At 70.1% G+C, this 24,051-nt stretch carries 16 protein-coding genes; 10 read left to right on the forward strand and 6 right to left on the reverse strand.

Annotation, left to right across the window (positions count from 1 at the left end; all coding sequences use genetic code 11):
• Positions 1 to 20 precede the first annotated feature (20 nt).
• Positions 21 to 2,786: a helix-turn-helix transcriptional regulator gene (locus tag QJS31_RS22185; RefSeq protein ID WP_306357595.1), complete on the reverse strand. Its 2,766-nt coding sequence runs from the start codon at positions 2,784 to 2,786 to the stop codon at positions 21 to 23.
• A gap of 122 nt (positions 2,787 to 2,908) precedes the next feature.
• On the opposite strand from QJS31_RS22185, the gene QJS31_RS22190 reads away from it, so the two are divergent.
• Entirely contained in the window at positions 2,909 to 5,827 is a 2,919-nt protein-coding gene (locus QJS31_RS22190; protein WP_306357596.1) for a LuxR family transcriptional regulator, read from the forward strand.
• A gap of 178 nt (positions 5,828 to 6,005) precedes the next feature.
• Here the strand turns inward: QJS31_RS22190 and pgi are convergent, their stop codons facing one another.
• A complete protein-coding gene (gene pgi / locus QJS31_RS22195) occupies positions 6,006 to 7,643 on the reverse strand; it encodes a glucose-6-phosphate isomerase (RefSeq protein ID WP_282785756.1) in 1,638 nt (545 codons plus the stop codon).
• A 328-nt stretch (positions 7,644 to 7,971) separates the two neighbouring features.
• Here pgi and QJS31_RS22200 point away from each other — a divergent pair, with 328 nt between their 5' ends.
• The gene (locus QJS31_RS22200) at positions 7,972 to 9,423 is read left to right on the forward strand and encodes an NAD-dependent succinate-semialdehyde dehydrogenase (protein ID WP_282785755.1); all 1,452 of its coding nucleotides are present in this window, start codon (positions 7,972 to 7,974) and stop codon (positions 9,421 to 9,423) included.
• A gap of 349 nt (positions 9,424 to 9,772) precedes the next feature.
• Here QJS31_RS22200 and QJS31_RS22205 read toward each other — a convergent pair whose 3' ends face one another.
• Together QJS31_RS22205 and QJS31_RS22210 are read right to left on the reverse strand one after the other, a co-directional pair.
• Positions 9,773 to 10,078, reverse strand: a complete 306-nt coding sequence (locus tag QJS31_RS22205; protein ID WP_029931136.1) for a chorismate mutase — start codon at positions 10,076 to 10,078, stop codon at positions 9,773 to 9,775.
• Positions 10,079 to 10,392: 314 nt separating this feature from the next.
• Positions 10,393 to 11,628 (reverse strand): CdaR family transcriptional regulator, encoded by a 1,236-nt coding sequence (locus tag QJS31_RS22210; RefSeq protein WP_282784775.1) that lies wholly within the window; start codon positions 11,626 to 11,628, stop codon positions 10,393 to 10,395.
• Between the two features lie 182 nt (positions 11,629 to 11,810).
• Here QJS31_RS22210 and QJS31_RS22215 point away from each other — a divergent pair, with 182 nt between their 5' ends.
• The 4 genes from QJS31_RS22215 (at position 11,811) to QJS31_RS22230 (ending at position 15,788) form a co-directional block, all read left to right on the forward strand.
• Entirely contained in the window at positions 11,811 to 12,707 is an 897-nt protein-coding gene (locus tag QJS31_RS22215; RefSeq protein WP_306357597.1) for a bile acid:sodium symporter family protein, read from the forward strand.
• 87 nt (positions 12,708 to 12,794) lie between these two features.
• Positions 12,795 to 15,218: a DNA helicase PcrA gene (pcrA, locus tag QJS31_RS22220; protein WP_306357598.1), complete on the forward strand. Its 2,424-nt coding sequence runs from the start codon at positions 12,795 to 12,797 to the stop codon at positions 15,216 to 15,218.
• Between the two features lie 68 nt (positions 15,219 to 15,286).
• A complete protein-coding gene (locus QJS31_RS22225) occupies positions 15,287 to 15,475 on the forward strand; it encodes a hypothetical protein (protein ID WP_306357599.1) in 189 nt (62 codons plus the stop codon).
• A gap of 4 nt (positions 15,476 to 15,479) precedes the next feature.
• A complete protein-coding gene (locus tag QJS31_RS22230; RefSeq protein ID WP_282784769.1) occupies positions 15,480 to 15,788 on the forward strand; it encodes a hypothetical protein in 309 nt (102 codons plus the stop codon).
• A gap of 163 nt (positions 15,789 to 15,951) precedes the next feature.
• Here QJS31_RS22230 and QJS31_RS22235 read toward each other — a convergent pair whose 3' ends face one another.
• Positions 15,952 to 16,314: a hypothetical protein gene (locus tag QJS31_RS22235; RefSeq protein WP_282784767.1), complete on the reverse strand. Its 363-nt coding sequence runs from the start codon at positions 16,312 to 16,314 to the stop codon at positions 15,952 to 15,954.
• 173 nt (positions 16,315 to 16,487) lie between these two features.
• Here QJS31_RS22235 and QJS31_RS22240 point away from each other — a divergent pair, with 173 nt between their 5' ends.
• On the forward strand, positions 16,488 to 17,474 hold the full coding sequence (locus QJS31_RS22240) for an aldo/keto reductase (protein ID WP_282784766.1): 987 nt from the start codon (positions 16,488 to 16,490) through the stop codon (positions 17,472 to 17,474).
• A gap of 399 nt (positions 17,475 to 17,873) precedes the next feature.
• Here QJS31_RS22240 and QJS31_RS37420 read toward each other — a convergent pair whose 3' ends face one another.
• Positions 17,874 to 18,710 carry a M23 family metallopeptidase gene (locus QJS31_RS37420; protein ID WP_372341560.1) on the reverse strand — a complete coding sequence of 279 codons (837 nt, stop codon included), beginning with the start codon at positions 18,708 to 18,710 and terminating at the stop codon, positions 17,874 to 17,876.
• Positions 18,711 to 19,859: 1,149 nt separating this feature from the next.
• Between QJS31_RS37420 and sucC the strand changes: the two genes are divergently transcribed.
• The 3 genes from sucC to QJS31_RS22260 all read left to right on the forward strand — a co-directional run bounded on the left by sucC (position 19,860) and on the right by QJS31_RS22260 (position 23,349).
• A complete protein-coding gene (gene sucC / locus QJS31_RS22250) occupies positions 19,860 to 21,026 on the forward strand; it encodes an ADP-forming succinate--CoA ligase subunit beta (protein ID WP_029931144.1) in 1,167 nt (388 codons plus the stop codon).
• Positions 21,027 to 21,041: 15 nt separating this feature from the next.
• Positions 21,042 to 21,956: a succinate--CoA ligase subunit alpha gene (gene sucD / locus QJS31_RS22255; protein WP_282784216.1), complete on the forward strand. Its 915-nt coding sequence runs from the start codon at positions 21,042 to 21,044 to the stop codon at positions 21,954 to 21,956.
• Between the two features lie 337 nt (positions 21,957 to 22,293).
• Positions 22,294 to 23,349 carry a DUF5336 domain-containing protein gene (locus tag QJS31_RS22260; protein ID WP_306357601.1) on the forward strand — a complete coding sequence of 352 codons (1,056 nt, stop codon included), beginning with the start codon at positions 22,294 to 22,296 and terminating at the stop codon, positions 23,347 to 23,349.
• Positions 23,350 to 24,051 lie beyond the last annotated feature (702 nt).

Raw genomic sequence — 24,051 nt, forward strand, 5'->3', positions numbered from 1 at the left:
CTCCTCCGCCCGGCGACGGCTCACCAGGGTTCGTCGGCCAGCAGCCGCGCCAGCTCGACGCGACTGCGTACCCCCAGCTTCGGAAAGGCCCGATAGAGGTGGTGCCCAACGGTTTTGGGGCTGAGAAACAGGCGTGCGCCGATCTCGTTGTTGGTCGCGCCGAGAGCTGCCAGGCGAACCACCTGGAGTTCCTGCGGAGTGAGCAGTCCCACGCGATGATCATTCGGCGCGGGCGCTGCGGTATCGGTGGGTTCGGCCCCGCCTGCCGCCCGCGACTCGGCCCGTGCCCGCTCCGCCCAGGGCCGCGCGCCCAGCCGTTCGAAGTCCGCCAGCGCCGTCGACAGCCGGGCGCGTGCCTCCCGCACCCGGCGCTCCCGCCGCAGCCATTCGCCGTACAGCAGTGCGGTGCGCGCGTGGTCGAATCCGCGCTGTGCCTCGGCGTGCAGGCGCAGCGCTTCATCGTACCGGTCGGCGTCGCCGTCCACCAGCGCGCCGCAGCGCAGCGCCAGGCCTTGCACCCACGGATTCTCGGTCGCGGCGGCGAATTCGACGAGTGCCGCGAGCGGTTCGGCGGCCCGCTCCGGCTGTCGCTGGCGCACGGCCGCCTCCACCCGGTCCGCGAGCAGGTGCGGCCACTGGGCCAGCGGCCGGTGCGGGCTGTTGGCCAGCGCCTCACCCCGCGCTACCGCCGCCTCGTAGCGCCCCTGTGCCAGATCCAGGTGCAGCAGTGCCCATTCGGTGTGCGCGGCGTCGATGGTGTTCACCGCGCGGCGCGGGTGCCGTGGTTGCCGGCCGGCCAGCTCCCGGCAGCGATCGGCGTCACCGCGCACCGCGGCCAGGACGGCGAGGATGGACCGGGCCTGGCGCGCCCGGCTCGGCGTGCCCGTGCAGTCGGCCAACCGGGCCGCCTCCAGGCAGGTGGCCTCGGCATCACGAAAACGACCGAGCAGCAGCTGGATCGTCCCCAGCGCGCCATGCACCGCGGGCAGCCGCCCGGCCATGCCGAGCGTGCTGTACTCGGCGGCCAGATCGGTCAGCAGCGCGTGCGCCTGCTCGATATCGGAGGCGAGGGTGGCCAGCAGGGCCATGGTGAACCGCGCGGAGGGATCCGGTGCCGACCGCCCGGTTCTCGTCGCGGCGTGAATGAGCGCGACACCGGCGGGCTGGGCACCGGTCGCCAGCTGGATCGGACCGTCCACGGCGGCCAGCAGCGGTGCGGCGGAGGTGCCGAGGGCCAGGTCGGCCAGCTGCTCTCGGGCGCGGAGCAGGCCCGGCAGATCACCGGCCACCCAGGCGGCGCGCGCGGCGTCGAGCAGCAGCAGACCGGCCCGATAGGGCTGCGCGACAGCGGATTCCGCCGCGGCCGTGCGGAACAGATCGTAGGCCGTGCCGAGCGAATCGGATTCGACGGCGATCTGTGCGCGCAGTTCGTGCATGCGGGTCCGACGCGGCGCATCCAGTACCGCGGGGTCCAGCCGGTCGGCGACCACGAGCGCATGCTCGGGCCGTCCCGCCTCCATCAGTGCCGCCATGGCACGAGTCAGGCGGCGGGCAGCGTGCACCGGATCGGGCGTGAGTCGCGCCGCGCGTTCGAAGGCGGTGGCGGCGGTGCCGTGGGCACTGCGGTCGGCGGCCCGCAGCGCCGCGGCTTCCACTGCGGCGGCGACGGTTTCGTCCGGTGCGGCGGTCCCGGCGGCCAGATGCCAGGCCCTGCGGTCCGGATCGTCGGCCAGTACCTCGGCCAGCGTCGCGTGCACGGTCTGGCGAATGGTGAACGGAGCCAACCGGTAGGCGGCGGAGCGCTTGAGCGGATGCCGGAAGGTCACTCGGGTACCGGAAACGACGACCATGCTGGAGTGCTCGGCTGCCACCAGTGCGTCATCGCTCAACCCGAGCCGGCGCAGGGCGCGTCGCACCACGGTGACGCACCCGATCTCTTCGGCGGCCACCACCAGGAGTGCCAGCCGCGTCGAGTCATGCTGAGCCGCAATATGATCGCAGTAACCCGCATAGAGCCGTTCGGGCAGCGGCAGTGGCTCCACCGGCAGTGCGTCGAGATCCATGCGCGGCAATTCCAGGATGGCCAGCGGGATTCCGGCCGCCTCGGCGAGCACCCGGTCGCGCAGTTCGGGGGCGAGCTGCGGAAACCGCTCATCCAACAGGGTTCGGGAGTGCGCGGTGTCGAGCGGGCCCAACCGCAGTACCGGCAGCGCGGTGCGGTACTCCGGTCGTGCCGCGAAGATCAGCGCCACCGCCTCGGCATCGAGCCGATTCGCCGCGAAGTGCAGGGCGTCCACCGAGGGACAGTCCAGCCACTGCGCATCGTCGATCAGGCACAGCAGCGGCTGCTCGGCGGCGATCTCGGCCAGCAGTTCCAGGGTGGCCAGGCCGACCGCGAAGCGGTCGTTCGAGGGATTGGACGCGGCGGCGCTCAGGCCGAAGGCCCGGCGCAGGATGCCGCGATGTGGTTCGGCGAGGGCATCGAGCCGGTCCAGGAAGGGGTGGAGGAGCAATTGCAGCCCGGCGAACGGCAATTCGGACTCGCTCTCGACTCCGGTGCACTGCAGTACCAGCACCGAGTCGGGGGCCGCCGCTGCCGCGTACCCGAGCAGCGCCGACTTGCCCGTGCCCGAATCGCCGAGCACGGCGAGTCCGCCACCGCGACCCGCGGCGGCCGCCGCGGTGAGGGCCGCGATGCGGTGCACCTCCGCGGTGCGGCCGACCAGAGACGGCGCCGGGGGACGCCGGGAGCCGGGAGTCGGTGGGTCGAGTGTTCGCGCGGTCATAGTCGGTCATTCTCTTTGGACCGACCGACCGTTTCGGTACGTGCGGCCGACCTGCGCGCACGGTGCGAAATCAGAACGTTCACCATTTGCTGATTCCCGGTCCGGGACATAGGTTGTCGCATGTGCTGTTCGGTCGTGTCAAAGAAATACAGCACATCCACAACCTGCTCGACGACGCACGGGCGGGCCACGGTCGTGTGCTGACCGTGATCGCCGACCCGGGCCTGGGCAAGACCGCGCTGTTGGACGCGGCCGAGGACGCCGCCGCGGGCTGGCGGGTCCTGCGCTGCACCGGTATCGAGAACGGCTCCGACCTGCCCTTCGCGGGCCTGCGCCGGTTGCTGGAGGCTGTGGGGGAGGATGCCGACAACGCTCTGGACGCACTACCGGCACCGCAGCGCCGCGCCCTGGATACCGCGCTCGGCCGTCGGGTCTGCGACACTGCCGACCGCTTCTGCGTCGGCTTGGCCGTGCTCTCGCTGCTGGCCGAACTCGCCGCGCCCGCTCCGGTGCTGTGCCTGATCGACGACGCCCAGCTGCTGGATCGTCCCAGCCTGGACGCCCTGCTGTTCGCCGCCCGCCGCCTCGATGCGGAGCACCTGGCCCTGCTCTTCGCCGGAGATACCGAACTCCGGGCCGACGGACTGCCCGAACTCCGGCTCGCACCGCTGGACCACGAGTCCGCCGCCGCTCTCCTCGCACACCGCTTCCCGGATCTCGCCCCGGACGCACGCGACCGGGTGTTGCGGGCCGCTGCCGGGAACCCATTGGCGGCCTCGGAATTTCCCGCCATGGCTGCCGACGGGTCGGTACGGGGGGACGGGTTGCCGCGGGGGGATGCAGCGAGCGGAGGGTTGCCGCAGGCTGATGCGGCGAGCGGAGGGCTGTCGCGTGCGGATCGGATGGGCGGAGGTTCATCGCACACTGCCGCCGAGGTAGTCGATGCGGAGGAGCTGACGCGGCGGTTGTGCGCGGGCTACGCGGATCGCATCGCCGGATACCCCGCGGCCGTGCGCACCGCGCTGCTGGTCGTCGCCGCGGAGGAGACCGGCGATCTCGAGCTGGTCGAGCGGGTCCTGGGTCGCCTCGGCTGCACCGGGGACGCGCTCACCGCCGCGGCGGACACCGGCCTGCTGCACCGATCCGGGCGGGCCGTGGCCTTCCGGCATCCGCTCCAGCGCACGGCCGCCTACCGGGCGGCTGATGCGGCCCACCGGACGGCGGTGCACCTCGCCCTCGCCGCCGAACTCGGCCACGATCCGGTACGCCACGCCTGGCAGCTGGCCCGCGCCCGCACCACGCCGGACGAAACCCTCGCCGCCGCACTGGAGGCCGCCGCCGACTACGCGTGCGAGCACACCGCGCACGCCAGCGCCGTCAGCGCCCTCGAAGCGGCCGCCCGGCTCACGCCCGACCTCGTCGTACGGGGCCGCAGGCTCACCCGCGCCGTGGAGACCGCACTCGCGGCCGGATGCGCCGACCAGGCCCTGCGGCTCGCCGACACGGCCGAACAGCTCTGCCTCACAGCGGGGGAGCGGGCGCGGATACTCGGCGTCCGGGCGACGATCGAATTCGAGGTCGGGTCACCGCACCGGGCCTATCAGATCATGCTCGACGCCGCCGAACACGTCGCCGACCTCGACCCGCAACGGGCCGCGTGGCTGCTCATCGACGCGGGCCGGATCGCGTGGACCGCAGGCGATCTCGCGGATTTCCGGACGGCGTACCACCGACTGGCGGAGCTGGCCCTCGGACCCATGCGGGAGCCGCTGCTGTCCGCGCTGCGGGGACCGATGGTCATGCAGACCGGCGACCCGGTCGGCGGGATCGCGCTGATCCGGGCGAACGTCGCCTTCGGGCGGACGGTGCCGCTGGAGATGATCTCGCTGCGGCACGCGTTCGCGGCGCAATCGGCGCTCATCGGGGATATGGAGGTCGCGCGGGAACAGCTCACCGAACTGGCCGGGCTGGTGTGTGAGCGCGGCATGATCACCTGGTGCCCGTCGGTGGGCTGCGTCCTGGCCAATGCGGAACTCATCCTGGGCCGGTTCCGGGAGGCGGAAATCATTGCCGCCCACAGCCTCCGGGTCGCCGCCGACACCGGGCAGCCGGGGCGGGTGGCGACGGCCGAGGCGCTGCTCGCCATGATCGCGGCCGTGCGCGGCGACGAGGCGCGGTGCCGGGAGCTGGCGGGGCGCACGCTGCGGCACGAGCCCGGCGATTTCAACGCCATCGACGTCACCCACGGGCACTGGGCGCTGGCGCTGCTGGATCTCGGCTACGGGCGCTACCGGCAAGCGCTCGACCGCCTGCGGGAACTGTACGAGCAGCCGAAGCAGGCGCGCGGGCACTGGACCGACCTGCTCGCGGACCTGATCGAGGCGGCGGTGCGGGCACGGCGACCCGATCGGGCCAGCGCCGCCATGTCCGAGATCGACACCTGGGCGGCGGCCCTGGACAAGCCGTGGGCGGAGGGGATCGCCCTGCGGTGCCGGGGACTGCTGAGCGGTGACGGGGAGCTGTTCGGCAAGGCGCTCGGACTGCACGCGGCGGCGCAGCGCTGGTACGACCATGCGCGCACCGGGCTGCTCTACGGGGAATGGCTGCGCCGCGAAGGCCGGGAGGCCCAGGCGCGGGCCGCGCTGGCGGAAGCACTGGAGACATTCGAGCGGCTCGGGGCGGCGCCGTGGGCGGATCGAGCCCGCGCGGAGTTGCGTGGGCTGGTGGAACAGGGGGCCGAGACCGGCGCGACGCGAGAGCCCCGGCCGCCGGGGGAGCTTCGCGTCGTCGATGTTTACCGCGTCGCCGAGGACCGGCGCACCGAGGAGCACCGCGTCGCCGAGGCACACCGCGTGCCGGGGGAGCCGCTGACCACATTCGAACTACAGGTGGTGCGCTTGGCCGCCGCCGGACTCACGGAACGGGATATCGCCGCCAAGGTGTTCCGCAGCGTGCGAACCGTCGGGCACCACCTGGACGCGGCGTGCCGGAAGCTCGGCGTGGACGACCGCGAGACACTGCGCACAGCCTGGTCGGAGTGATCCGAACGGGGCGACGGGCTCCGGAGCCGCGGCCCGTGGCGGGCCAGCTCCGCTGACGGGTCATGTGCGGCGGACAGCGCGGGCCGAGCGATGCGGCGCTCCCGAATGCACCTCGGCTGCGCGCTGCCCGGAGCGTGTACGCGCGACGATACGGCCGGTGCCGGACCGGCGGGTGCCGTCAGCGGTTGGCGCGGTACCAGGCGATCAGGGCGTCGGTGGAGGAATCCGCGCCGGGCTCGGGGTCTTCCGCCGCGGTGAGGAGGGGTTCGAGGGCCAGGGCCTGTTGTTTGCCGAGTTCCACACCCCACTGGTCGAAGCTGTCGATGCCCCAGATCGCGCCCTCGGTGAACACCTGGTGCTCGTAGAGGGCGATGAGCTGGCCCAGCACGGAGGGGGTCAGCATCGGGGCGAGGATGGTGGTGGTGGGGCGGTTGCCGGGCATCACCTTGTGCGGCACCAGGTTCGGGTCGGTGCCCTCGGCGGCGATCTCCGCGGCGGTCTTGCCGAAGGCCAGCACCTTGGTCTGGGCGAACAGATTCGACATCAGGATGTCGTGCATGCTGCCGGTGCCGTCCATGGTCGCCAGATCGTCGGTGGGACGGGCGAATCCGATGAAATCGGCGGGAACCAACCGGGTGCCCTGATGCAGCAGCTGGTAGAACGCGTGCTGGCCGTTGGTGCCGGGCTCGCCCCAGAAGATCTCACCGGTGGAGGTGGTCACCGGCGTGCCGTCCGCGCGCACGGACTTGCCGTTCGACTCCATGGTCAGCTGTTGCAGATACGCCGGAAAGCGGGCCAGGTCATTGGAATACGGCAGCACCGCCCGCGACTGCGCGCCGAAGAAGTTCGAGTACCAGACGCCGAGCAGGCCCAGCAGCACCGGTGCGTTCTGCCCCAGCGGTGCGGTGCGGAAGTGTTCGTCCACCCGGTGCATGCCGTCCAGGAACTCCGCGAAGCGCTCCTTGCCGATCACCGCCATGATCGACAGGCCGATGGCCGAATCCACCGAATAGCGGCCGCCGACCCAATCCCAGAAGCCGAACATGTTCGCGGTGTCGATGCCGAACTCCGCCACCCGCTGGGCGTGCGTGGACACCGCCACGAAATGCTTGGCCACCGCGTCGTCGCCGAGCGCGGCCGTCAGCCAGCGGCGGGCGGCGGTGGCGTTGGTGAGGGTCTCCAGCGTCGAGAAGGTCTTGGACGCCACGATGAACAGCGTGGTCGCCGGATTCAGGCCCGCGAGCGTGGACACCAGATCGGCGGGGTCGACATTGGAGACGAACCGGGCCGAGATTCCGGCATCCGCGTAATGCCGCAGCGCGCGGTACACCATGGCCGGACCCAGATCCGAGCCGCCGATGCCGATGTTCACCACCGTGTCGATGCGCTCACCGGTCGCGCCGCGCCACTGCCCCGAACGCAGCGCATCGGTGAATTCGCCCATGCGCCCGAGCACTTCGTGCACCTCGGCGGTGGCGTCGGCGCCGTCGATCTCGGCGCGCCGCCCGGCCGGTGCGCGCAGTGCCCAGTGGCCGACCGCGCGGTCCTCGGAGGTGTTGATGTGCCGCCCGGCGAACATGGCGTCGCGGTGGCGCTCCACGTCGGCGGTATGCGCCAATTCGACCAGCAGGTCCACGGTTTCGCGGGTCACGCGGTGCTTGGAGTAGTCGATGTGCAGGTCCGCGACCCGCACGATCAGCTCACGCCCGCGCTCCGGATCGTCGGCGAAGAACTCACGAAGGTGACGGTCGGCCAGGGCCGCATGATGATCGTGCAGTTTCCGCCAGGCCGCCGTCGCGGTGATGTCGCTGCTCACGTCCGCCGACACTACTGAAATTTCTTGCACTGTGTTTGATTTGCCCTCCGCTTCGCTCCGGGCGGGTTCGCGGCGTTGGAAGTCCCGGTTCTTCCCTCCCTCCGCTCCCTCCCTCCGCTCCCCCGCTTCGCTCCTCCGCTCCGGTCAGTCCAGAACCGGGACGCGCCGCGAACCGAATGGGGTGCCGTGAAGGGGCCGGTCGGGAGCGGCAAGGCAGGTCGGGAGCGGCAAGGCGGGGCGGGAGCGATGCGGCAGGTCGGGGACAGTGAGGTGGCGAGTGTCTCGCGAATTGGGGGCGGGGTGCGGTAGCCGCTCCTAGGCTGGAGACATGGTGTCCGAAAGCGAACTACTGCAATCCGTTCCCACCCAGCTCTGGATCGGCGGACCGGTGGACGCCACCGGTGGCGGCACCTTTCCGGTGCGTAATCCCGCCACCGGCGAGGTCCTCGTGGAGGTCGCCGATGCCACGCCCGAAGACGGGGTCCGCGCGCTGGACGCCGCGGTGGCGGCGCAGGCCGACTGGGCCGCGACGCCCGCCCGGCAGCGCGGAGAGATCCTGCGGTCGGTGTTCGAGGCCATTACCGCGCGGGCCGAGGAGTTCGCACTGCTCATGACCCTGGAGATGGGCAAGGCGCTGCCGGAGTCCCGCAACGAGGTCAAGTACGGGGCCGAGTTCTTCCGGTGGTTCAGCGAGGAGGCGGCGCGCGTGCACGGGCGTTACCAGACCGCTCCGTCCGGTACCGGCCGCATCATGGTGCACAAGCAACCGGTCGGGCCGTGCCTGGCCATCACGCCGTGGAACTTCCCCCTCGCCATGGGGACACGCAAGATCGGTCCCGCACTGGCGGCGGGCTGCACCATGATCGTGAAACCGGCGGGCGAGACCCCGCTCACCATGCTGCTGCTGGCCAAGCTGTGCGCCGAGGCCGGATTGCCCGAGGGCGTGCTGTCGGTCGTCACCACCAGCCGTTCCAGCGCCCTCACCGCGCCGCTGCTGGAGGATCCGCGCCTGCGCAAGCTCACCTTCACCGGCTCCACCTCAGTGGGCAAGAAGCTGGTGGAATCCTCCGCGCACGGCCTGCTGCGCACCTCCATGGAATTGGGCGGCAACGCGCCCTTCGTGGTGTTCGACGATGCCGATATCGACGCCGCCGTGCAGGGCGCGCTGCTGGCCAAGCTGCGCAACGGCGGTGAGGCGTGCACCGCGGCCAACCGCTTCCACGTGCAGAACTCGGTGCGGCGCGAGTTCACCGAGAAACTGGTCGCCGCCATGGCCGAGGCCAAGCTGGGACCCGGCACCGACGACGCGACCACGCTCGGCCCGCTCATCAACGAGGATCAGTTGACCACGGTCACCGAACTCGTCGACGACGCCGTCGCGGCCGGGGCGACCGTGGCCCTGGGCGGCAAGGCCCCCGGCGGTCCCGGCTGGTTCTACCCGGCCACCGTCCTCACCGACGTCCCCGCGCGCGCCCGCATCCTGAGCGAGGAGGTCTTCGGCCCCGTCGCCCCCATCGTCGGCTTCGACACCGAGGAGGAGGGCCTCGCCGCCGCCAACGACACCGAGTACGGCTTGGTCGCCTACGTCTACACCCGTGACCTGGACCGCGCCCTCCGCATCGCCGAGGGCCTGCAGACCGGCATGGTCGGCGTCAACCGCGGCGTCATCTCCGATCCCGCCGCACCCTTCGGCGGCGTCAAACAGTCCGGCTTCGGCCGCGAGGGCGGCTTCGAAGGCATCGAGGAGTACCTCGACACCAAGTACATCGCCCTCCCGTAGACAGCCGCGCACAGAAAAAATCGACCGCCCCGGGGTGAATAGTCACCCGGGGCGGCCTGGGGAACGCGGAGCCCGTCGAACCCGGAGCTCGTCGAACGCCGCGAAGTCTCTATCTACCGCTCACCAGCACCCAACTCCAGCCACCCGCCCGAAGGAAGCACCTCCGCCCCGCGCCGCCCCGCCGAACGGACCACACCCCCCGGACCTCACCTCAACCCTCCCGGGTTCGCGGCGCGTCCCGGTTCTGGACCGAGTGGAGCGGAGGAGCGAAGCGGGGGAGCGGAGGGAGGGAAGAACCGGGACTTCCAGCGCCGCGAACCCCGCCGGAGCGGAGCGGAGGCAAAAAATTTCAGTGTCCGAGGCGGCCGCGGCCGAGGCGGAGCAGGAGCATGGCGAGGGTGTGGCCTTCCTGGCCGAGTTCGCTGAAGCGCTCGAGCACCTTCATCTCGCGCGAATGCACCAGCTTGGGGCCACCGTTCGCCATGCGTGTGCGGCCGATGAGGCGGGACACTTCGGTGCGGCGTTTGACGGCCGCCAGGATCTCGGCGTCGAGTTTGTCGATCTCCTTGCGGAGCTTGTCGATCTCCGCCTCGGTGGGCAGCGCGGAGTCGGAGCCGGTCGCAGGCTTGTCTTGTCCCGTCGTCGAGATGCTCATACTTCTTCTCCTCGTGGTCAGAACGTCGATCGGCGGGCAGACCCGCAGCGTTACCGATCGGTTCTTCACCATGACTTGCAACGTGGAAAGCCGACCTGGTCGGTCTTACATTGTCCCCCGAATGGGCGCGCTCAGGTAACTGGTCTTCGTGGAGCGCTGGTCACCTGGCCAGTCTGCCACGGGCGATGGGTCATGCAAAACGAATACGTTTGGAATCTCCTGAGAGTTTCCTCCCCGCGCCGATCCTCCGGATATTCGCTCCACTCGCAGTATTCGGACCCCTCGGTCTCCCGGATGACTCCGATCGCCGGCGGTCACGGCGACTCCTGCGGCGCGGCGGCCAGCGCCGCCGCCATGCGCAGCAGATCCCGGGTCTTGGTGGTGTCCAGACCGGTCAGCTCGGTGATCTTGCGCAAGCGGTAGAGCACGGTATTCGAGTGCACGTGCAGCGCCGCCGCGGTCGCCGTGGTGCTCGAATCGTGGGCCAGGTAGGTCTCCAGCGTCAGCCGCAGGCTCGGATCACCGTCGAGCGGCGCGAGGGCGGCGGCGTTGATCCGCGATACCCGGGTGGGGCGGGTGAGCTGGTATTCCACCGCCAGATCGGCGAAACGCACCACACCCGAGCACCGGTGATAGCGCAGCGCCACCCCCAGCAGCTCATCCACCTCCCGGGCGGTCTCCGGAATATCCTGCGGTACAGCCGAATCCACCGCGCACACGGTCTCGGCCCCGATATCTCGACCCAGCTCGGCCAGGTGCGCGGCGAACTCCTCGAACCGCGATTCCGGATCGACCTCCGGAGCCGGGACCAGCGCGCCGCCGCCCTGCTCGGTGACCATGTGCAGTGTCTCGCCGCGACCGAGCCGGTCCAGCGCGTATTCCAGCCGTCGCAGTTTGCGCCGCGAGGCCACCGTGGCGTCGATGCCCTCGACCCGCTCGTCGGGATGCGCGGCCACCCGCAGCGCCACCACCCAGTACCGCGGCGCGAGCGTGCGGCCCACCGACCGCGCCGCCTCGGCCACGTCCTCACCCGAGGTGAGCGCCCGGTAGAGACGGCGGCGGTCGTGGTCCTGCGGCGGAATCGGGGCCTGATCCGCGCCGTACCCGGCCAGTACCGCCCGGGTCGCCGATTGCAGGTGCCGTTGCAGCAGCACGCCCGCCCGTGCGAGCGCGTCGGCGTCATCCGGCCCGGCCAGCTCGGCGATGGTCTGCCACCACAGCTGTACCCCGAGGTGGTAGGCGCTGATCACATCGGTGAGCGGCACCCGCTCCTCGGCCCGCCGCCGGGCGGACTGTTCGATGGGGAGCAGTTCGTGCGGCTCCGGATCGCGGTTCTCGTGCAGCGTCGTGACGAAGAGTTCGAGATTGCGCCGCACGATCGCGGTGACGTCGCGGCGGATCACCTCGGTCGGCAGTGTGCGGTAGAACGCCACCTGCCCGCGGACGTGCTCGACGGTCGCGGTCACGATGGCGTGCGTGCGCTGCGCGAGCTGGTCGGCCAGCGGCCTGCCGTCGATGATCACGGGATCGGCTACCGGTTGCCTGTTCAAGCGCACCCCTCGGTCTCGTTGCCGTGTCCGCCCACTGTCCCACGGCGCGGTTGTCGCCGGGCACAATACGGGCGGGGTTCTTCGTCGGAAAACACAGTTCGCGGCGGGCGCGCATCCGTCAGTATTCGGCGTATCCCGGTGCCATCCGGTCGGCCGGGACATGCTGTTGTCAGGAGATACCCTTGGGATCCTCGATTTTCGCGGTATTCCTACCGCTCGCTCTCGCCCTGGTCATGTTCGGTCTCGGTCTCACCTTGACCGTCGACGACTTCGCCCGGGTGCTGCGCTATCCGAAGGCCGCCGCCATCGCCCTGGTCTGCCAGATCGTGGTGCTGCCCCTGCTGTGCCTGGGGATGGTGTACCTGTTCGGGCTCACCGGCGCGCTGGCGGTCGGCATGATGCTGCTGGCCGCCTCGCCCGGCGGCACCTCGGCGAATCTGTTCAGCCATGTGGCCGGCGGCGATGTGGCGTTGAACATCACCCTCACCGCCATCAACTCGGTGCTGGCGGTGTTCACCATGCCGGTGGTGGTGACGCTGTCGCTGGCGGCGTTCCTCGACGACGACAGCGGCATCGGGCTGCAACCGGACAAGTTCCTCCAGGTGATCGCCATCGTGCTGATCCCGGTCGCCATCGGCATGGTGGTGCGCCGCCGCTTCACGAGCTGGGCCGAGCGCATGCGCGGACCGGTCAAGATCACCTCGATCGTGGTGCTGGTGCTGGTCATCGTGGTCGCGGCGATCAGCGAGTTCGGCACCTTCACCGACAATATCGGCCGTCTCGGCGCGATCACCCTGCTGCTGTCGATCCTGAGCCTGCTCATCGGCTACTTCGTGCCGCGCCTGTTCCGGGTGGACGCGCGCCAATCCATTGCCTCCGCAATGGAAATCGGCATCCATAACGCGACACTCGCCATCGCCGTGGCGGTCTCGGTGCTGGGGAACGAGACCATGGCCGTTCCGGGAGCCATCTACGGGATCATCATGTTCGGCCCGGCGGCGGTGGCGGCCTGGCTGCTCGCCCGCCGGAGCGCGCGGGCCGGGGCGGACTCGGGCTCGGAGGTCCGCGCCGCCACCTGAGCGGACGCGCACGCTACCGGCATTATTCGGACACCTGGGCCAGCGGGATGTCGTGGTGTCGGTGCCCGCCGGTAGCGTAGACGGACGATGAACGCGACGGTGGCTGAGGACGAACAGAAGACCGAGCGGTTGCTCGAAGGGCTGAACCCGCAACAGCGCGCCGCGGTAATGCACACCGGCACGCCCCTGCTGATCGTGGCGGGTGCGGGCTCGGGCAAAACCGCGGTGCTGACTCGGCGCATCGCCTATCTGCTCGCCGCACGGGACGTGCACCCCGGGCAGATCCTCGCCATCACCTTCACCAACAAGGCCGCCGCCGAGATGCGGGAGCGAGTGGCCGGTCTGGTCGGGCCGCGCGCCGCCAGCATGTGGGTGTCGACCTTCCACTCCAGTTGCGTGCGCATCCTGCGCACCCAGGCCGGACTGGTGCCGGGGCTCAACTCCAACTTCTCCATCTACGACGCCGACGACTCCCGCCGCCTGCTCGCCATGGTCGGCCGCGATCTCGACCTCGACGCCAAGAAGTACACCCCGCGCCTGCTCGCCACCGCCATCTCCAACCTCAAGAACGAGCTCATCGACCCGGATCAGGCCGCCGCCGACGCCGAGACCGACGACACCGAGTTCCCGCGCGTGGTCGCCCGCGTCTACGCCGAGTACCAGCGGCGGCTGCGCGCGGCCAATGCCCTCGACTTCGACGACCTCATCGGCGAGACCGTCGCGTTGCTGCAGAAGCATCCGAATGTGGCCGAGTACTACCGGCGGCGGTTCCGGCACGTGCTCGTGGACGAATACCAGGACACCAACCACGCCCAGTACATCCTGGTGCGTGAGCTGGTGGGCCACCATCTCGCCGCCGACTCCGAGGTGCCGCCCAGCGAACTGTGCGTGGTCGGCGACGCCGACCAGTCCATCTACGCCTTCCGCGGTGCCACCATCCGCAATATCGAGGAGTTCGAGCGCGACTTCCCGGACGCGGAAACCATTCTGCTGGAACAGAACTACCGCTCCACGCAGCATATTCTGGCCGCCGCCAACGCCGTCATCGCCCGCAACGAGAATCGGCGCGAGAAGAAGCTGTGGACCGACCGGGGCGACGGCGACCTCATCGTCGGATACGTCGCCGATAACGAGCACGACGAGGCGTCCTTCGTGGCCCGCGAGATCGACCGGCTGGTGGATCAGGGCGATGCCAACTACGCCGATGTGGCGGTGTTCTACCGCACCAACAACAACTCCCGGGCGCTGGAAGAGATCTTCATCCGCATGGGGCTGCCCTACAAGGTGGTCGGCGGCGTCCGGTTCTACGAGCGCAAGGAGGTGCGCGATATCGTCGCGTACCTGCGAGTGCTGGAGAACCCGAACGACGCGGTGAGCCTGCGGCGCATACTCAACACCCCGCGTCGGGGCATCGGCGACCGAGCCGAAGCCTGTGTGGCCGTGCACGCCGAACAGCGCGGGTTCGGGTTCGCTCAGGCGCTGCGCGATGCGGCCGACGGCAAGGTGGCGCTGCTCAACACCCGCTCGCAGCGGGCCATCGCGGGCTTCCTGGACCTGCTCGAGCAGATCCGGTCGGCCGGGGCGCAGGAGGATCTGGACTTCCCGGATGTGGGCAGCGTGGTGGAGGCGGTGCTCGACCGCACCGGCTACCGCGCCGAGCTGGAGGCGTCCGACGATCCGCAGGACGGGGCGCGGCTCGACAACCTCAACGAGTTGGTCAGCGTGGCACGGGAATTCAGTTCCGAGGCGCGCAACAACGTGGAGGCGGCCCGGGCCGAGGGCATCCTGCCCGAGGCCGCCGAGGGCGAACCCGAACCCGGATCGCTGGCGGCCTTCCTGGAGCGGGTGTCGCTGGTGGCCGACACCGACCAGATCCCCGACGAGGGCACCGGGGTGGTCACCCTCATGACCCTGCACACGGCCAAGGGGCTGGAATTCCCGGTGGTGTTCGTCACCGGCTGGGAGGACGGTCAGTTCCCGCATATGCGTGCGCTCGGCGATCCCACCGAGCTGGCCGAGGAACGTCGCCTCGCCTATGTGGGCATCACCCGCGCCCGCAAACGGCTGTACCTGACCCGCGCGGTGGTGCGCTCCGGCTGGGGCCAGCCCGTCTCGAATCCCGAATCCCGCTTCCTCCAGGAGATTCCGCAGCACTTACTGGACTGGCGTCGCCTGGAGCCCGCGCCGAAACAGTCCAGCGGATTCCGGCGGCGACGCGACGACGAAGGCTTCGAACGGGATTGGACGCGGGGCGACGGCTGGAGCGAACCCCGGCCCGGCGTGCGGGATCGCGGGGGCGAGCGCCGTCCGGCACCCACCTCCGCCGGAAAACGCAACAACACCGGGCTGGTGCTCGCGGTCGGGGACCGGGTCAGCGACGACAAGTACGGCCTGGGCCGGGTGGTCGCCGCCGAGGGCTTCGGCGCATTGGCCACGGTGACCATCGATTTCGGCACCGCAGGCAAGATCAGGCTGATTCCGCAGTACAGCCGCACCCTCGAGAAGCTGTGACGCCGCCTCGCACCGCCCCTTGCCGGGGCGGTGCGACAGGGCGTGTACTCGAAGGTATGGCGACGAGAATGACCGTGTTGCTTCCGGATGCGATCGCCACCCGGCTGAGAGCGACCGCGGGCGCGGATATGAACGACTACGTCACCCTCGCGGTGCGGCAGCGGCTGCTCGAGGAGGATCTCGCCGAACTGCGCGACCGCCCACCCGACGAAAGGCTCGGCGCGGAGGCCGAATTCGAAGCCTCCGATGCAGACTGAGCCGATGCGGCAGGGTGAGCTGTGGATGGCGGCCAGCTCACTGTTCGGGCAGGAACGCCGGGTGGTGCTGTTGGACGCCGATGCGGTGGTGCAGCAGAATCCGCTGCTGGTGGTCGCGCTCGTACATCCCGATTACGAGGTGCCCGCCGCGCACCGGCTGCTGTCGGTTCCCATTCCGGGCACGCCGCATGTGATCGCGCTCTACGACATCACGATCTACCGGCGTACCAGTCTCGTCACCTTCGAGGGGGCGATCGGGGGCGAGACCCTGGAACAGGTCAAGGTCGGTATGCGGGCGCGGTTCGACCTGTGAGGCCGCACCGCGCCCGGCACCGACCGCCCCGCCTCCCCCCGTACGCGGCGACCGCCGAGCGCGGAGGTGATCGCCGAGTGTGGAAGCGATCGCCGAGGGCAGGAACGACTTCCGAGCGCGGGAGAGACCAACCGAGCCAGGAAGGATCGCCGTCGTGAGTTGGTTAGCCCTGGTAGACCTCGACGTAGGCATTGGTGGCCACGGCCACGACGCCGGGACCCATCCCCGTGCAGCCCGTGGTGACGCGCTCGCCGTTCGGCGTGAACGGGTAGCTGAGCGCGGTGTACGGCCCGACGCCGTACATCGGGAACGGACCGCTGGCGTAGAGGCCGAAGCAGTCCACATGCAGGACGTAGTTGCTCCCCCCATCGGGCTGGCACACCGCCGACGCCCCGAACAGATCTCGCTCGACGGCGCAATCCTGGGGCGCCGCCTGCGCGGCCCCGGAACCGACGATCGCTACGAAGGCCACACCTGAAACACCAGCGGCCGCGACCCGTGCCGCGGCGGCAATCGTTTTCCTCATGAAACTCCTTCCGTCTACCGTGGGACCGTCGGCGCGAACCCGCCGTCCGTTACCAACGGTACGGATTCCGTGCTCTCGCCGGGCGCAATGGTTCCCGACGCTACGAACACGTCGGCGAGAGTGGCCCTGGCACGGTCTCCCTACGCGGGTGGCCGACCGGCAGAGTGGTCGGCATGCGATACCGACTCTTCGGCCGAACCGGTCAGCGTGTGTCCGAACTGGCGCTGGGCACCATGGCCCTGCGGGACGCGGACGAATACCGCCGTGTGCTCGATGTCTTCGCCGAGGCCGGGGGCAACTTCCTCGACACCGCACCCATGTACGGCCCCAGCGAGGAGCTGCTCGGCTCGGTGCTGCGCGACCGCGACCGATTCGTCATCGGCACCAAGTACACGCCGACGCGCGACGTCGCCGATCCGAACGCGGCGGGCAATCACCGCAAGAACCTGGTGCTGAGCCTGGAACAGAGCCTGCGGAATCTGCGCACCGACTACATCGACGTCTATTGGGTGCATGTCTGGGATCGGCTCACCCCCATCGAGGAGACGCTGCGCGCGCTCGATGACGCCGTTCGCTCCGGCAAGGTCCTGCACCTGGGCATCTCCGATGCGCCCGCCTGGGTGGTGGCCCGCGCGAACACCCTCGCGGAGCTGCGCGACCGCACCCCGTTCGCCGGCCTCCAGGTGCCCTACAACCTGCTGTGGCGTGATGCCGAACGCGAGCTGATCCCGATGGCGGAGGCATTCGGCATGAGCGTCACGGCGTGGGGGCCGCTCGGACAGGGCGTGCTGTCCGGTCGCGCTGGACACCGCAGCGACCCGGCCCGTTTCACCGCGCGCCAACGCACGGCGGCCGCTGCGATCGACAAGGTCGCCGCCGAACTGGGGGTCCCCGCCGCCCACGTCGCCGTGGCCTGGACCCGCCACCGCTCACCCGCCGTACTCCCCATCGTCGGCGTCAGCAGCGCGCCCCAACTCATCGAGAACCTGGGAGCGGTCGATCTCACCCTCCCGCAGGAAGTCGTCGAATCCCTCGAAGCCGCCGCCCCCTTCGACCTCGGCTTCCCCGGCGACTTCATAGCGAGCTGCGACACCGCCCCGACCGTCTACGGCGACAAGGTCTCCCGCATCGACAGCCGGGGCTACACGGTCCGGGCGTAACGGCCTCGCGGGGCCGAATGCCTCGCGGGTTCGGACCACCCCGCGCGTCGCGCCACCTGGCGCGGCGGGTCGGCCTGTGCCGTGGGTGGGCGCCGCCTGGTGCGACGGGTTGCGCTCTGAGGTGGGTCGCTGGCGGACGGATGGCGCGGCGGGTCGGGCCGCTTGCCGAGCTGGTCGTCGGGCGGACGGGTGGCGTGGTGGGCCTGGCCGTGGGGCGAGTGGGGCCGGTTGGCGAGACGGGCGCATGGGACTGGTGCGCGGCGGAGTTGGGCTGTGTGGCTCGCCGTTTGGGGCGGGGCTGGACCGTCGGCGGCCTGGAGCGGGTGGGGGCGTGCGTGAAAGTGTCTGTGGGCGCGCTGTTCTCAGCGCGCCCACAGCGGAGGTTCGGGGTACTGCGGTCTAGTCGCGCTGGGGGCCCAGGGCGATGCCGCGGGAGGCCAGCCATGGGACCGGGTCGATTTTGTTCACGCCGTTCAGCCAGACCTCGAAGTGGCAGTGCGGGCCGGTGGAGAAGCCGCGGTTGCCGACGGTGGCGATCTGGTCGCCCGCCATGACGTACTGGCCCTGGGAGACGGTGGCGGTGTCGATGTGTCCGTAGACGGTGACGGTGCCGTCCTCGTGGAGGAGGCGGACCCACATGCCGAAACCGGAGGCGGGACCCGCTTCGAGGACCACGCCGTCGGCCACCGCGTAGATGGGGGTGCCGATGGGGGCGGCCACGTCGATGCCGAGATGCTGGACACCCCAGCGGGCGCCGAACCCGGAGGTGAAATTGCCGCTGGTGAACTTGGTGAACAGCGGGCGCAGCTTGGCGGCCTCCTGGGCGGCCAGATCGGCGGCGAACTGTTCACCCTTGCGCAGGATGTCGTCGAAGGAGCCCAGGTCCATGGGCGTCGAAACGTTCAGCACCTGCGGTGCTCCCGAATCCTGCGTCTCCGCGCCGGTGAGGCTCACGCTCTGGGCGGCGAGTTCGGTGACCTGATCGGCGGCCTGGAACTCACCCGTCTTCGGCGCGGTGTCCATGCCGGTCTGCCCGGCGGCCACCACGGCACCGGCGGCGACGGCCACCACGGCCGCGCGGCCTTTCAGTGCGGCGGGCGGGGCGGGCACCCGGTGCGCGCCGCCCGAACGGCGGTTGCGTGCGGCGCGGGTGGCGGAACGCGATGTGGGGGCGGCGGATTCGGGCGCGCCGGAAGCGGCCGGATCGACGCGTGCACCGTCGCGGGAGAACTCCAGCGGCTCACCGGACGCGGTGCGGAAGGTGTAGACGGGCCGATGCTCGTCGGAGGGGTTCGGATCGGCGGGCGACTCCCAGGCGTCGTCGCCGGAATTCCAGGAGTCACCGGACCATTCGGCGGCGGGGTCGCCCCAGCCGCCCGCGCCGCCGTTCGCGGCGGCGCCGTCCCAGGCGCTGCCGGAATCACGGTTCCAGTTGTCGGCGTTGCCGTTCCAGGAGCCGTCGGCGTCGGCGTGCCAGTCGCCTCGAGCGCCGCCGTTGTTCCAATCGGCGGCGTCGTTGTTCCAGTCGGCGTCGGCGGCGTTGTTCCAGCTGGCGCCGTCATAGCAGGTGCCGCTGTTCCAGTTGCCGCCGTAACCGTTGTCGACGGCGCCCTGCGCGCTCGCGGCGTGTGCGTCCCAGCCGCCGTGGGCATTCCACTCGCCCTGCGCGGATGAGGGCGCCTGCCAGCCGTAGACCTGGCCGTGCTCGTATCGGGTGCCGCCGCCGGACTGGGCGTTATGGCTGAAATGCCCGGAGTCGCCGAAGGTTTCGTCGTCCTGTCGGTACCGGTTGGCTCGCGCGCGCCGCCCGGTCGGGAATGCGCCGTCACTCATGGGCGTTCGTCCGACCTGCGGGCAGGGAGCTCGATTTCGACGGGTCGCCTGCGGAGCGGCTTCCTACCTGCGGAGCGCTGTGCTGCGTCAAGCTTGCCGTCCTCCTGCCGTGACCGTGTTGTGACATCGACCGCAACGACGGTAACGAAACGATTGCGGGTCGGCAAGCGATGAACCCCTGTCGTGTCGATGCTGTGACATTCATCACGTCGCCCTCCGGGGTTGCCTCACTGTGCTGTGGGTAACTGCGTGAGGCCGTTCCACTACAAGGCGTCGTAGTCTGTATCGCTCTGCGGGATTCGTCCCGTTCACCTGCCACGCGGTCCGAAAGCTACTCGCGAGTAGTCATACCCAGCGGTTTTGTGGCCCTGGAGACTGTACCGTGACCTGCGCCACTTAGGCTGTATGCGGCTGATTTCGGCTCCATGTGACTGATTAGAGTCCGACCCGACCCACTGGCCTTCACGGGCGACCTGCAAGTGGTCGCTACGGGCTGACGACGGGCCGCCAACAAAGACGTTGTCACAACAACGCAGACGAGACGGTGAGTACATGGATCTCTTCGAATATCAGGCGAAGGAACTCTTCGTGAAGCACGGAGTGCCTTCGTCGGAGGGCCGCGTCACGGACTCGGCCGAGGACGCTCGCGCGATCGCGGAGGAAATCGGCAAGCCTGTGATGATCAAGTCGCAGGTCAAGGTCGGTGGCCGCGGCAAGGCCGGTGGCGTGAAGTACGCCGCCACCCCCGAAGACGCTTTCACCCACGCTCAGAACATCCTGGGCCTGGACATCAAGGGTCACATCACCAAGAAGATCCTGGTCGCCGAGGCCAAGGACATCGCGTCGGAGTACTACATCTCCTTCCTGCTCGATCGCGCCAACCGCACCTACCTGGCCATGTGCTCGGTCGAGGGCGGCATGGAGATCGAGGAAGTGGCCGCCACCAAGCCCGACCGCCTGGCCAAGGTGCCGGTCGACGCCGTCAAGGGCGTGGACCTGGCCTTCGCGCGGTCCATCGCCGAGCAGGGCCACCTGCCCGCCGACATCCTGGACGCGGCCGCGGTGACCATCCAGAAGCTGTGGGAGGTGTTCATCTCCGAGGACGCCACCCTGGTCGAGGTCAACCCGCTGGTGCGCACCCCCGACAACGAGATCCTGGCCCTCGACGGCAAGGTCACGCTGGACGAGAACGCCGAGTTCCGCCACCCCGACCACGCGGCCTACGCGGATATCGACGCCACCGATCCGCTCGAGCTCAAGGCCAAGGAGAACGACCTCAACTACGTCAAGCTCGACGGTGAGGTCGGCATCATCGGCAATGGCGCGGGCCTGGTGATGTCCACCCTCGACGTCGTCGCCTACGCCGGTGAGGGTCACGGCGGCGTCAAGCCCGCCAACTTCCTCGACATCGGCGGCGGCGCGTCGGCCGAGGTCATGGCCAACGGCCTGGACGTCATCCTGGGCGACAAGCAGGTCAAGTCGGTGTTCGTCAACGTCTTCGGCGGCATCACCGCCTGTGACGCGGTCGCGAACGGCATCGTGAAGGCACTCGAGATTCTGGGCGACGCGGCCACCAAGCCGCTGGTCGTCCGCCTGGACGGCAACAAGGTCGAGGAGGGTCGCCAGATCCTCGTCGACGCCAACCACCCGCTGGTGACCCTCGCTCAGACCATGGACGAAGGCGCCGACAAGGCCGCCGAACTGGCCGCGGCCAAGTAAAGGACACGAACCACAATGTCTATCTTCCTGAACAAGGACTCCAAGGTCATCGTCCAGGGCATCACCGGCGGCGAGGGCACCAAGCACACCGCGCTGATGCTGAAGGCGGGCACCCAGGTCGTCGGCGGTGTCAACGCGCGCAAGGCCGGGACCACCGTCTCGCACACGGATAAGGACGGCAACGCGGTCGAGCTGCCCGTGTTCGGCACCGTCGCCGAGGCCATGAAGGAGACCGGCGCGGACGTGTCGATCGCCTTCGTGCCGCCGAAGTTCTCGAAGGACGCCATCATCGAGGCCATCGACGCGGAGATCCCGCTGCTCGTGGTCATCACCGAGGGCATCCCGGTGCAGGACACCGCCTACGCGTGGGCCTACAACGTGGAGAAGGGCAACAAGACCCGCATCATCGGACCCAACTGCCCCGGCATCATCACCCCGGGTGAGTCGCTGGTGGGCATCACCCCGGCCAACATCACCGGCAAGGGCCCGATCGGCCTGGTCTCCAAGTCCGGCACCCTGACCTACCAGATGATGTACGAGCTGCGGGACTTCGGTTTCTCCACCGCCATCGGCATCGGCGGCGACCCGGTCATCGGCACCACCCACATCGACGCCATCGAGGCGTTCGAGAAGGACCCCGAGACCAAGCTCATCGTCATGATCGGCGAGATCGGCGGCGACGCCGAGGAGCGGGCCGCGGCCTACATCCAGGCCAATGTCACCAAGCCGGTCGTCGGCTACGTCGCGGGCTTCACTGCCCCCGAGGGCAAGACCATGGGCCACGCGGGCGCCATCGTCTCCGGTTCGTCGGGCACCGCCGCGGCGAAGAAGGAGGCCCTGGAGGCCGCGGGCGTGAAGGTCGGCAAGACCCCGTCCGAGACCGCCGCTCTGGCGCGCGAGATCCTCGAGAAGGCCAGCATCAGCGCCTGATTCGGATAGCGGCGCGCGAGTGCCGGTCCGATGTCGCAAGGCCGCCCGCCGTGTCCGGTGGGCGGCCTTCGCGTATCCGTATCGTTATCCCCGGGTGGCCGGAAAACGCCGATCCGGCTGGCTTTCCGCTGCTCGTCGAGCGGGCTTGTCCCGCGCTTTCGGTGAACGATGTTGTCGCTCAACGGCTTACGCAAAACGGCGCCGGGTAGCATGCGTTCGGTTCGGCGTAAACGCGCCGGTCGCGGGCGGCGGTAGATGGTGACCCAGGCGGTCTGGTGCAGTAGCGTCGGGGGAGCAGCCAGCGCTGTTCGTGAACTATTCGATAGGAGACGACGACATGTCATACCCGACCGGGGGCTCGGGGTACAACGCGCCCGCGCCGACGCCCTCCTCCGCACCCGGCTTCGGCCAGCCGCCCGCCGCCGGTCCCACCGGTGGAGCGAGCGCCGCGGCCGCGACGGGCAAGGGGCTGCCGTTCTTCCTGGCCATCGGTGTCGCCGCGCTCGGTGTCATCACCTTCCTGCTCGGATTCACGCCGTTCACCAGCTTCGACCTGGGCGGCGGCACGGTGGATGTGGACACCTCCGCCAGCTTCTTCGAGGGCGGCGGCTCCGGGCCGCTGGCTCTGCTGCTGATCGCCGGAATCATGGCCGGGCTGTCGTTGATCTCCAAGCAGAACTGGGCCCCGATCGCGGCCGCCGCCTCGCTGGCGGCGTTCCTCACCCTGCTGTTCACTGTCTTCTCGCTCGATGACTCCGTCTCGCTGGAGTGGGGCGGCATCGTCGTCCTGGTCTTCGCCTTCGCGCAGACCGCGGTCGCCATCGCGGCCCTGCTGTTCGAGCTGGGGATCCTCAAGCCCCCGGCCCCGAAGCCCGCGCCGCAGCCCGGCGGGTACGGCCAGGGCGGTCAGCCCGGCGGGTACGGTCAGCAGCCGGGCGGATACGGCCAGCAGCCCGGTCAGCAGTCCTACGGTCAGCAGCCCGGTCAGCCGGGTGGCTACGGCCAGCAGCCCGGCCAGCCGGGCGGATACGGCCAGCAGCCGGCCTTCGGCGGCGGCCAGGGCACCGGCCCGCAGTACCAGCAGCAGCCCTCCTACGGTCAGCAGCCGGGCCAGCCGGGCCAGCAGTCCTACGGTCAGCAGCCGGCCTACGGTCAGCAGCCCGGTCAGCCGGGTGGGTACGGTCAGCAGCCCTCCTACGGCCAATCGCCCTACGGCACCGGTTCGCAGCCGCAGCCGCGCCCGGACGAGGGCGCGACCCAGCACTTCGGCGGCCAGCAGTACGGCGGTCAGCAGTACGGCGGCGGCCAGGAGAAGCCGTTCGGCGGTGAGCAGAGCGCCGATCCGGCCGCCGACGCCACCAAGGCGTTCCGGCCGGGGCAGGACGACAAGTAGTCGGTCCGGGTATCGACCGACGTGACGAACGGCCCCCGGTGGGAACACCGGGGGCCGTTGTGCTTGCGGGCCGCCCGTGGCCGCTCGCGGGCCACCGGACTTCGTTCGCGGACTCCGGCATCGAGGCTCGCGGACCATGGGAATTCGTGCTGGCGAGCCCGGACCGTGGCCTTTGCCCGACGACCGGTGTCCGTCGGACCCCCAATCGTTGTCCCACTCGCCTCGTCGATCCGCCGCGGTGGCATCACCGCCGCCCGCCACTCACCGCCGTAGCCGCTCGGCTCGCCGTCCCCTCCGCCACGACGCTCGACCGCCCCACCACGCGCTCGCAACGCCGTGTCGCGCTCGGGCCCGATCCGGCCGAGACGGTGCATCCGGCCTCGGCGGTCGGGTCGTCGACCACGCTCGAATCGGATTGCCCTGTCACCGTGACTCCTTCAGAACCCCCGCGCGAACCCCGCCGCCCCCGCCGCTCGGGTGAGGGCAGCGGCCCTCCCCCCGCACGTCGGGCCACCACACCACGCCGTACGCCCGATGGCGCATCCGGCCACATGCCGTGGGACGGCTTGCGCCATGCGCTGTCTCGGGTTCGACGGCGTACCACCGCGAGCCGGGCGTCCGCGTCCGCCGACATCCGTGCCACATCGCGTCACGATGAATTAGACGATGACCGCCGGGGCTACGCGGGTGAGCCCCGCAGGA

Source organism: Nocardia sp. CC213A, assembly GCF_030766805.1.
Taxonomy (GTDB): domain Bacteria; phylum Actinomycetota; class Actinomycetes; order Mycobacteriales; family Mycobacteriaceae; genus Nocardia; species Nocardia otitidiscaviarum.

What these genes read in the sequence shown, in the direction of transcription:
- QJS31_RS22185 (WP_306357595.1), bottom strand. Translation starts at nt 2,786, where the DNA reads ATGACCGCGCGAACACTCGACCCACCGACTCCCGGCTCCCGGCGTCCC.
- QJS31_RS22200 (WP_282785755.1), top strand. Translation starts at nt 7,972, where the DNA reads ATGGTGTCCGAAAGCGAACTACTGCAATCCGTTCCCACCCAGCTCTGG.
- QJS31_RS22205 (WP_029931136.1), bottom strand. Translation starts at nt 10,078, where the DNA reads ATGAGCATCTCGACGACGGGACAAGACAAGCCTGCGACCGGCTCCGAC.
- pcrA (WP_306357598.1), top strand. Translation starts at nt 12,795, where the DNA reads ATGAACGCGACGGTGGCTGAGGACGAACAGAAGACCGAGCGGTTGCTC.
- QJS31_RS22225 (WP_306357599.1), top strand. Translation starts at nt 15,287, where the DNA reads ATGACCGTGTTGCTTCCGGATGCGATCGCCACCCGGCTGAGAGCGACC.
- QJS31_RS22230 (WP_282784769.1), top strand. Translation starts at nt 15,480, where the DNA reads ATGCGGCAGGGTGAGCTGTGGATGGCGGCCAGCTCACTGTTCGGGCAG.
- QJS31_RS22235 (WP_282784767.1), bottom strand. Translation starts at nt 16,314, where the DNA reads ATGAGGAAAACGATTGCCGCCGCGGCACGGGTCGCGGCCGCTGGTGTT.
- QJS31_RS22240 (WP_282784766.1), top strand. Translation starts at nt 16,488, where the DNA reads ATGCGATACCGACTCTTCGGCCGAACCGGTCAGCGTGTGTCCGAACTG.
- sucC (WP_029931144.1), top strand. Translation starts at nt 19,860, where the DNA reads ATGGATCTCTTCGAATATCAGGCGAAGGAACTCTTCGTGAAGCACGGA.
- sucD (WP_282784216.1), top strand. Translation starts at nt 21,042, where the DNA reads ATGTCTATCTTCCTGAACAAGGACTCCAAGGTCATCGTCCAGGGCATC.
- QJS31_RS22260 (WP_306357601.1), top strand. Translation starts at nt 22,294, where the DNA reads ATGTCATACCCGACCGGGGGCTCGGGGTACAACGCGCCCGCGCCGACG.